The organism is Sphingopyxis sp. RIFCSPHIGHO2_12_FULL_65_19 (assembly GCF_001830555.1).
Classification (GTDB): Bacteria; Pseudomonadota; Alphaproteobacteria; order Sphingomonadales; family Sphingomonadaceae; genus Sphingopyxis.
In genome coordinates, this window is record NZ_MIAM01000049.1 from 255965 (window position 1) to 265968 (window position 10004).

Consider the following 10004-nt stretch of genomic DNA (forward strand, 5'->3'; position numbering starts at 1 on the left):
GCTGGCCCGCCTGCCGCAGCGCCGCGCCGATGCCGCCGCCGACGCCGCCCGGCGGGCCGAGCTGGCCGAACGGCAACAGCGCGAAGACCGCCAGGCCGCGCGGCGCCCCTGGGTTCGCGCCGCCTTTGCCAGCTTGACGGTCGGGTTGCTCACCGCATCGGCGCTCGCGGCCTATGCCTGGCACCAGCGCAACGAAGCGGTGGCGGCACGCGAACTGGCCGAAACCGGCTATGCGTTCATCGCCGAAGATGTGCTGGGCAGCCCGGACCCCGCGAAATCAAGCGCCGACGAGACGGTGATCGACGCGATAAAGCGCGCGAGCCAGCAAATCGACCAGCGTTTTGCCGGGGCGCCGCGCGTCGCGGCGCGCCTGCACCTCGCGGTGGCACGCGCGTTCCACCAGCGATCCGATTTCGACACCGCGCGCGCCGAATATGCGCGCGCCGACGCGCTGTTCGACACGGCGGGGGAAAGGGCGAGCGACGATGCCGTCGTCGGCCGGCTGGGCCGCATCCATATGGAAGCGACGTCGGGCCAGCCCGAACGGCTGGAGGCCGCCGGCAAGCTGCTTGCGGCCGAACGTCAGCAGCTGGGCGCGCGGGCCGACAGCGGCCGCGTCGGTTTCGCGCTCGCGTCGGCCGAGGGCGCCTATGGCTATATGACCGACATCGAGGCGGCCGAACGCGCGTTCCAACGCGCGGTCAAGATCGGTGAAGCGGCAGGCAGCACGGTGCCGGCCGGACAGCAGCTCAAGGCGCGATCGTCGCTCGTCCTGACGTTGATGCGGCTTGGCCGCGCCAAGGAAGCGGAGCCGGTCGCGCGCGCCATCGTGCGCGATTCGATCCGCATCCGGGGCGCCGACCATCCCGACACGCTCGTCACCCGGCAGCATTGGCTGAACAGCCTGTCGATGACCGGGCGGCACCAGGAAACACTGGAAGCCAGCGCCCCGCTGCTGGCCGCCATGCAAAAACGTTTCGGACCCGATCACCGCTTCACATTGGCGCTGCATTCGACGCGGTTCGAGAGTTTTGCCGCCCTGAAGCAATATGACGCCGCCGCGCGCGAGGCCGAGCGCGTCTGGCGCGGCGCCGCGGCGCTGGCCGGGCCGCAATCGCACCAGGCGCTGGTCGGCCAGATCGACTATGGATCGGCGCTCTGCCAGACCGGCCGCCGTCAGCAGGCCGTGGACATCGTCAACAAGGCACTGACGACGACGCGCGCCGCCTTTGGCCCCGATTATCCGCTGACGCACGTCGCCCGATATTTTGCGGCGGAGTGCCTGATCGCCAATCGCCGCTACCCCGATGCGCGCGCGCAACTCGCAGGCCTCGACCGCGAGGGCATGGCGCAGCTGCTCGGCAATCCGGCTATCGGCGCGATGATCGACCTTGCCCTGGCCGAAGCGGCGTTCGGCGGCGGCGACAGGGCCGAGGCGAAACGGCTGCTCGCGGTCGCCGCGCCCGCGATCGCCAAGACGGACGACGCCGTCGCAAAGGCCCGTGCCGGCAAGCTGACCGCAGAGCTTACGTCCTGAGCGGGGCTGCGCCGGCGATCGCGCGGCTCAGCGCCGCGGCGGCGCCCGATACACGGCCTCGTCCAGCTCGCCCTCCCACCGCGCGACGGTCGTTGCGACGGTCAGGTTGGCGCTGGCGCTGGGCACCGTGCGCGTCATGTCGAGCAGCCGGTCGAAGGGCAGGACAAAACCGACGATAAGCGCCGTCTGTTCGGGCGCGACCCCGACGGCGGATAACACCGCCGCCAGCATGAAGAGCGAGGCCGAAGGCACCGGCGCCGTGCCAAAGGCGGCCAGCGCGCCGGTCAGCAGGACGATTGCAAGAACCCCCGCGTCGATCGGCACGCCAAAGGCCTGGAGGCTAAAAATGCCGAGCAGGCCGACATACATGGCGGTGCCGTCCTTGCCGATGCTGGCGCCCAGCGGCAGCACGGTCGAATAGACGCTAGACGACACGCCCAGATTCTTGCCCGCAACGGTCATCGCGACGGGCAGCGTCGCGGACGAGGACGCGGTGGAGAAGGCCACCACCAGCGCGTCGACGATGCCGCGAAAAAAGGGGACGACGGGCAATCGCGCCAACAGCCGCAGGATCAGGCTGTGGACGAGGATGATCTGGATCAGCGACCCCACCACCACCGCGAGCGCGAGCCAGCCGATGTTGACGAACACCGCCGCGCCATTGGTGGCGACGGCGTTGGCAATCAGCGCGAAAACGCCGATCGGCGTCAATTCCATCACCAATCCGACGATTTTCAGCAACACCGCCGACAGCGATTGCAGCATGCCCGCAAACGGCTTGCCCGCATCGCCCGCGAGCACCGTGCCCACGCCGACGAGGATGGCGACAAAAATCAGCGCCAGCATGTCGCCCTTTGCCAGCGCGTCGACGATGTTGAGCGGAATGATCCCGACAAGCTGGTCATAGAGCGGCACCGGATCGCCGAGCGCCTTGGGCACTGCGGTGCCGACGGGAACGCCGACGCCCGGTTCGATCAGCAGCGCGACCCCCATGCCCACCGACACCGCAATCGCGGTGGTCAGCGCGAACAGCCCGACCGTTCGCCCGCCGAGCGGGCCCAGGCGCTTCGGATCGGCCAGCGAGGTGATCCCGGCCGCGATCGTGATGAGCACGATCGGCGCGACCAGCATTCGGATTGCGCGGACGAAAAGATCGCCGAAAACGGCGACCTTTGGCGCGGCTTCGGGCCATAGGATCGCGAGCGCCAACCCGGCGACCAGCCCGCCCAGCACGCGTTTCCACAGCGGCACGGCAAACCACCAGCGCATCATGCAGGGCGCTTTCGCCAGGCGGGTGAGGGAGCAGCAAAGCCGGAGTTACAAGCCATCGCTGACCAGCCTAGGCGGGCAAGCCCCTTCCCCTGCATATCGATTGTGCGCGTTCCCATAACCATCCGCTATATCCCGTCGATCACCTGCGCCACCACCTTCAGGAAATCGGTCGCCAAGGCGGTCGGCGGCCGATTGTGCAGATACATGGCATAAAGGTCGAAGGTCAGCGGCGGGGTCAGCGGACGGATCGCCAGCCCCGGCGCCAGCGCGGCCTGCGCCGTAAAGCTGTCGACCACGGTGAGCCCGACGCCCGCGCGGACCAGCGCGGTCGCGATGTAAAAGGTGCGCGCCGACATCGCATGGTCGAATTCCAGCCCCAGCCGCCGCTGTTCCTCGACAAAGATCTGGCCGATCGGGCCGCTGGCGGCGACGCTGATGAAATGATGTTCGCGCAGGTCGCGAAGCGCCAGCCGTGGCGGGGCGTCCGGAATCTCGGCCTCGCGATACAGGACCACCAATTCGCCCTCGCCCAGCCAGCGACTGCCGATCGGCGCATTCTGGGGCACTTCGACCGCGATCGCGACATCGGTTTCGCGTTCGTGCAGTTTGCGCACCAGGTCATCGTGATGGACCGTCTGCAGGTCGAAATTCACATTGGGATGATCGGGCAGGAAGCGCGCCACCGCCTCTGGCAGCACACCCAGCGCGAGCGAGGGGAGCGCCGAAATACGCAGCATCATCCCGGTCCCGCGCCGCAGATTGCGCGCCCCCTCGCGAAGCGCGTGGACGCGCCCCTGGATTTCGCTGACCTCGTCGAACAGCGCATGGGCGTCGTCGGTCGCGACGAGGCGGCCGTTGGCGCGTTCAAACAAGGGAAAGCCCAGGATCGATTCGGCGTGGCGAAGCGTCTTGGACACCGAAGGCTGCGAAATGTTCAGCGCGCGCGCCGCCGCACTGACCGATCCATTGGTGTAAACGGCGTAGAATATCTCGATATGGCGCAGGTTCATCCCGGCCATCGTGACCGGCGCCCCGCCGCGCGGCAAGTCAATTTATGTCGCATATCCGCTATTCGGTCGTCCGCAGCAGCACGCGGCCATATCGTTCGGCCGCGGGCGCCCCCTTTGCGAGCGCAGCGCGCCCGTTCACAAAGACATAGTCCATGCCGACCGAATAAGCGTGGGGCTTTTCATAGGTCGCGAGGTCGCGGACCGTCTTGGGATCAAAGACGATCACATCGGCGAAGGCCCCGTCGCGCAGCACCCCGCGATCGGGGATCGCGAATATTCTTGCGGTCAGCCCGGTTGCGGCATGGATCGCCTTCTGCATGGTGATCACCGGCGTATCGAGCACATAATTTCGCAGCTTGCGCGGAAAGGCGCCATAGGCGCGCGGATGTTCCGACGTCTTGCCAAAGGGCGGCAGGCCGCCATCGGTCGAGGTCATCGTCCAGGGTTGCTGCATGAAGGCGGCGACGTCGGCGTCGCTCATGTTGAACGACACCGTCGGCGCGCCGCCGCGTTTCAGCATGTCGATCGCCGCGTCGAGCGGGTGCTTGCCCTGAAGCTTGCCGATCTCGTCGAGCCTTTTGCCCTCCAGCGCCGGTTCGGGCGGAAAGCCGCGGATCATGATCGCGTGCGGCCCCGCGCGCCGTTCGAGGTTGGGGACCATTTCGGCGCGGATTTTCGCCCGCATCGCCGGGTCTTCCAGCCGTTTCGCCAGCGCCTCGGCGCCGCCTTCCTGCGCCCAGCCGGGGACGAGCGACGCCATCAGGCTCGATCCCGATGCGGCGTAGGGATATTGATCGGCCCAGATCTCGACACCCGACGCCCGGGCGTCGTTGATGCGCGCGATCACGTCGGCCGACTTGCCCCAGACCTGCGGACCGAGCACCTTGATATGGGTTACGATACCCGGAATCTTGGCTTCGCGCGCGACCGAAATGACCTCGTCGACCGCAGCGACGACGCCGATATCATAATTGCCCTCGTCGCGGATGTGGCTGATGTAGATCGCGTGGGGAAAGCGCGCCGCCGCCTTGGCGAGCCCCACAATTTCGGCCGTGTTGGAATATTTGCTGGGGATATAGAAGGGCCCGTCCGACAGGCCGAAGGCGCCGGCCTGCATCGCGGCGGTCACGAGTCCCTCCATCTTCGCCTGTTCGGCCGGGGTGGCGAGGCGCGCGACATCGCCCATCACCTCGCGGCGCACCGCATTGTGCCCGATCAACGGGATGACGTTGACGCCCGGGATGTTCGTCCGAAGATCGGCAATCTGCGCGCCAAGCTCCGCCGGGCCGCCGCCGTCGGGATTGATCGCCAAGGTGGTGATGCCCTGATACAGCATCGGCAGTGCCGCCGCGAGTTCGGGCGTCTGGATGTTCGGCGCGGCGTGCGAATGCGGATCGATGAACCCCGGCGCGACAATCTTTCCGGTGGCATCGACCAGCGTGGTGGCCGTCGCCGTGGGCGGGACGAATCCCACGGCGACGACGCGATCGCCGGCGATGGCGACATCGGCGATCCGGCCCGGCGTATCGCTGCCGTCGTAGACGGTGCCGCCACGGATCAGCACGTCATAATGCTGCGCCCATGCGGGGGCGGTGGTGGCAAGCAACGCGGCAAGCGATAGCAGGGCCCGTTTCATCATTCTCTCTCCCGTCAGATCTTGAAGCGGATGCCGACGCGATAGGTGCGCCCCAGCAGGTCATAGAGCGACTGGTTGGTCGCGGGCGTGGCATAGGCGCTGCCCGCCGGCCCCGGCGCCACGACGGGCGGGTCCTTGTCGAACAAATTGTTCGCGCTCATGAAGAACTGCAACTCGCGATCGGCCATCTCGATATCGAAAGACAGCGTGGCGTCGACGTAGAAGGCGCCTTTGATGCGGTTGTTGTCGATCGTCCGGTTGGTGACGGTCGATGCGGGACAGCCCGACTTGCATTCGACGAAGCTGTTGTCATACACCCCGCTGCTGATCCCGCGGCCCGTCAGGTTGAAGGTAAAGCCCTCGTTCGCATAGGTGCCCTGGACGCGGTAGAGCCATTTGGGCGCGCCGCCCGCCGAATTTTGTCCCACCGTGTCGGTCGGCGTGTCGATGCCATTGTCGAAATAATTCTTGATATAGCGGGTCGCCATGGCGCGCAGCGTCAGATCGCCTGCCCCCACGGGGACGCGATAGGAGCTTTCAAAATCGATCCCCTTTGCGCGCTGCGATGCAAAGTTGAACGGGCTTTCAAACACTTGCAGATTGTTGCCGAACGCATTGGGTCCGCGAACCACCGCGCTGCAAAATGCCTGCACGCCTTCGGCACAGCGGTCGACGATCGTCTGCGCCGCGACCGAACCGATCGCCCCCTCGATCTTGATGTCATAATAGTCTGCGGAGAAGGCAAAGCCGGGAATGAAGCGCGGTTGCAACACCACACCGACACCCCATTGGTCGGCGCGCTCCGGCTTCAGCGCGGCGTTGCCGCGCGTCGTTCCCGCGAACTGCACCGATGCGTTATTCTGCGTCGGGTCGATCAGCACGTTGATGCGCGTCGAGCCCGCCGTGTAAAGCTCGCCCAGGTTCGGCGCGCGAATGTCGCGCGACCGGGTGGCGCGAAAGCGGATGTCGGGGATCGGTTCATAGGTCAGCCCCGCCTTCCACGTCGTGACATAGCCCGAGGTCGAATAATCGGTGCCGCGGACGGCGCCGTTGAAGTCCAGCCCGTCGATGACGGGAACGAGCAGTTCGAGATAGGCTTCCGACACATTATATTTGCCGAAGCTGGGCAGGAAGTTGCCCACGAACCATCCCGACCGGAACTCGGTCGGGACGTCGCCCGACACTTTCTCGCGCCGATGCTCGCCGCCGATCGCGACCGACACGGGCCCCGCGGGCAGGTCGAACGCGTCGAACGACAGGTTGGCGGCAAAGACGTCCTGCTGGAACTTCTGTTTGCGAAACGGATTGCCGAGCACATAATCGAGCGCGTCCTGGCTGGCGACCCCGATGCCCAGTCGGTTGAGCGGCACGCAGCCGTTGGTCGGCGCGGCCAGCGACGAGCGGCAGACGATCGTGCCCGCGGGCACCCCGAGCGCATTGCCCGCGGGAGCGAACACGGCGTCCTGCGCCAGCGCGAGCCGGGCATTGTTCGTGATGTCGCGCGCCATTTCGCGCGTGTTGCTGATTCCCTTTTGGTAATAAATGTCCCACCGCGCGCTGGACCCGAACAAGTCGAAAGCTCCGTTCGCGCCAACGACATAGCGCTGCAATTCGCGAACCGTGTCATTCTTGCGGATCGGCAGGTCGGCGTTGGTCGTCCCGAGCGTGAACTGGGTCACCCCCGCATTTGCAAGCTGCGTCCTGAGCGGTTCGGGAATGAACGCATTATCGGCGCGGATCGTCACATTCGCCTGGTTGAGCTGGACGCCCAGCCAGCCGAGGTTCTTTGATTTGGCATAGGACGCCTGGACGAAGAGGTTGAGCCCATCGGACACCTCGAAGCTGAGCCGGCCGAAGGCGCTTTTGCGGTTCTCTTCGGGATCGAGCGACTGGAACCCATTGACCTGCGTCGATTCCCAATCGCCGCCGATCATCCACGGATCGCGCACGGTTCCGTAATCGAACTGGCTGGTCGCGCCGCCCTGTCCGAACACCGTGCCGCGAAACGCGGGGTTGGTGATGATCCCGCCCGGTGTCGCCAGGCTGAGCCCGGCGCCGGAGACCACGAGCCGTTCGGGCTGGCCGTTGCCCGCGGCATAGGCAGGGTTGTTGATCATGTACCAGCCGCGATTGTTCCAGTCGCGCGGAACGCCGTGCAGCCCTTCCTTGATCGCGATTTCGCCGCTGAGCAGCAAATGGCCGCGACCTTCGGCAAAGGCGGTGCCCGCGGTCAGCGACGCGCGGTAATTGGGGGCATCGCCATATTTGGTGATGCCATATTCGGCAGTGCCCTTGATCCCCGTATATTCCTTGTCGAGGATGAAGTTGACGACGCCCGATACCGCGTCCGAACCATAAGCCGCCGACGCACCGCCGGTGACGATTTCGACGCTTTTGATCAGCCCTTGCGGGAAGGTGTTGACGTCGACAAGGCCGCCGAGCGTCGAACCGACCGACCGCTGCCCGTCGAGCAGGACGAGCGTCCGCGCGGTGCCGAGCGCGCGAAGGTTGAGCGCGTTGACGCCCGCGGTCCCGGCACTGATGTTCAGGTTCGTGCTCGCCGGCGTGTGGCTTCCCACCAACGAAGGGATATCATTGACATAATCGGCGATGTTCGACGGCGCCGAAGTTTCGATGTCTTCCGAATTGAGCACGGTCAGCGGGGTCGGCGCGCGATAACCGTCGCGCTGGATGCGGGTGCCGGTAACGGTGATTTCGGTCGGAGCCTCGCTCGCGCTGTCGGCGCTATCGGAGATTTCCTCCTGCGCGAACGCAGGCGCGCCCCAGAGCATCGCAACCGCCAGTGCCGCGGTGGATATGATCGGCGTTGATCTCGACATGTTTTTCCCCTTTTCCTGTTCTTGTTCGTGTGAAGGACGCCTCCCGGGCCCGCCTGTCGCGGCGGTTTTCGTCCTCCTGCTGTAGTTATTTGCAGCCTGTCCCGGCCGCTTTGCGTGGCAGCGGGCGCCCGCCTGCAAGTCCGGTCGGCGCCCCATTGTCGATGGCGAGTGCCCCGTTGACGGTGACGAAACGCATCCCCGTCGAAAACAGGGTCGGCCGGGCATAATCGGCGCGCGGCGCAAAGGTCGCCGGGTCGAATGCAATGACGTCGGCAAAGGCGCCGACCTTCAGCTCGCCGCGTCCGGCGAGGCCGAACATGCGCGCCGGCGTTGCCGTGCTCTGGCGGATGAAGGTGCCAAGGTCGATTACCGCCTTGTCCTTGACATAGGTCGCATATTTGCGGGCGAAGGAGGCGTAATAGCGCGGGTGCCCCTGCGAGGCGTCCGAACTGGTCACGACCCACGGGCGTTTCATAAAGGCGGCGATGTCCGCTTCGTCCTGGTTGAACGACGCGACCCCCGCTTCGCGCTGTTTCAGAACGAGGATCGCCGCGTCGACCGGATCGATCGCACGGTCCTTGGCAATTTGATCGAGCGTCTGGCCCTCGAAACCCGCGGGACCGGACGTGATCAGCAACGATGCCGGACCGCCGCGGCGACGAAGGTTTTCGACGATTTCGGGCCGCATCCTTGCCATCACCGCGCTGTCATCGAACCGTTTCAGCATCGAGGCGCGGCCGCCGTCCTGTGCCCAGCGCGGCAGCAGCGCGGCCGACAGCCCGGTGCCCGACGCCGACCAGGGATATTGGTCGGCATGGACGATCTGGCCCGCTTTCTGCGCCGCCTCGATCTGTGCGATGACCGCCGCGGCCTGGCCGTGGACGTCGACGCCCAGCGCCTTGATATGGGCAATATGAACCGGGATTCCGGCATCGCGCCCGACCGCCAGCGCCTCCTCGACGGCGCCCTTCAGGCCGATGGTATAGGAAGATTCGTCCCGGATATGGCTGTCGTAAATCCCGCCGCGCGCCGCCGCCGCCTTTGCCAGCGTCACCACCTCGTCGCGCTTGGCAAAGCTTTGCGGGGCGTAGAAGAGTCCGGTCGAAAGCCCGAGCGCGCCGTCGCACATCGCCTTGTCGACCAGCGCCGTCATCTGGGCGCTTTCGGCCGGAGTGGGGGCCCGGTCGGCGGCGCCCACCACCTTTGCGCGAACCGCGCCAAGGCCGACATAGGTGGCAAAATTGATCCCGAAATCACGCGACGATTGTTCAAGGCCCACGACGGCCCCCGGCACATTGGCGTTGGTGACGCCAAAGGTGCGCGCCACATCGGGGTCGCCCGATCCGTCGACCCCGATAAAGGCCGTCGTCACACCCTGCGTCAGGAATGGCAGCACCAGCCGGCTGGCGGGATCGCCCGATGCCAGTGCATCGTTCACATGCGCGTGAGGGTCGATGAAACCGGGCGCAACGATCAGCCCCGTCGCGTCGATCGTCCGGGCGCCGGCGCCGGGTGCTTTCGGTCCGACATAGACGATCCGGTCGCCGCGAATGGAGACATCGCCCCGGAAGGGTGCGGCATCGCCGGTATAGATGGTGCCGCCGCGAAGGACGAGATCGGGGTTGTCACCCGGTTCGGCCGCGCCGTCGGACGCCGCCAGCGTCGTCGCGGACAAAAGCGCGACCATAGCCGTTGTGAACTTGATATAC

Annotated in this window: 5 protein-coding genes; all 5 read right to left on the reverse strand. The window is 66.2% G+C overall.

Annotation, left to right across the window (positions count from 1 at the left end):
- Positions 1 to 1564: 1564 nt before the first annotated feature.
- Positions 1565 to 2809: a dicarboxylate/amino acid:cation symporter gene (locus A3E77_RS14575; RefSeq protein WP_293647189.1), complete on the reverse strand. Its 1245-nt coding sequence runs from the start codon at positions 2807 to 2809 to the stop codon at positions 1565 to 1567.
- Positions 2810 to 2934: 125 nt separating this feature from the next.
- Complete coding sequence (locus A3E77_RS14580) at positions 2935 to 3819, reverse strand: LysR family transcriptional regulator (protein ID WP_293647191.1); 885 nt, start codon at positions 3817 to 3819, stop codon at positions 2935 to 2937.
- Between the two features lie 58 nt (positions 3820 to 3877).
- Positions 3878 to 5455 carry an N-acyl-D-amino-acid deacylase family protein gene (locus A3E77_RS14585; protein WP_293647193.1) on the reverse strand — a complete coding sequence of 526 codons (1578 nt, stop codon included), beginning with the start codon at positions 5453 to 5455 and terminating at the stop codon, positions 3878 to 3880.
- Between the two features lie 14 nt (positions 5456 to 5469).
- Positions 5470 to 8295, reverse strand: coding sequence for a TonB-dependent receptor domain-containing protein (locus A3E77_RS14590; RefSeq protein ID WP_293647195.1), 2826 nt, complete (start codon positions 8293 to 8295; stop codon positions 5470 to 5472).
- Between the two features lie 85 nt (positions 8296 to 8380).
- A complete protein-coding gene (locus A3E77_RS14595) occupies positions 8381 to 10000 on the reverse strand; it encodes an N-acyl-D-amino-acid deacylase family protein (RefSeq protein WP_458574458.1) in 1620 nt (539 codons plus the stop codon).
- Positions 10001 to 10004: the final 4 nt, after the last annotated feature.

Excerpts from the sequence above, each read along its gene's own strand:
- A3E77_RS14575 (WP_293647189.1), bottom strand. The coding sequence starts at position 2,809 with ATGATGCGCTGGTGGTTTGCCGTGCCGCTGTGGAAACGCGTGCTGGGC.
- A3E77_RS14580 (WP_293647191.1), bottom strand. The coding sequence starts at position 3,819 with ATGAACCTGCGCCATATCGAGATATTCTACGCCGTTTACACCAATGGA.
- A3E77_RS14585 (WP_293647193.1), bottom strand. The coding sequence starts at position 5,455 with ATGAAACGGGCCCTGCTATCGCTTGCCGCGTTGCTTGCCACCACCGCC.
- A3E77_RS14590 (WP_293647195.1), bottom strand. The coding sequence starts at position 8,295 with ATGTCGAGATCAACGCCGATCATATCCACCGCGGCACTGGCGGTTGCG.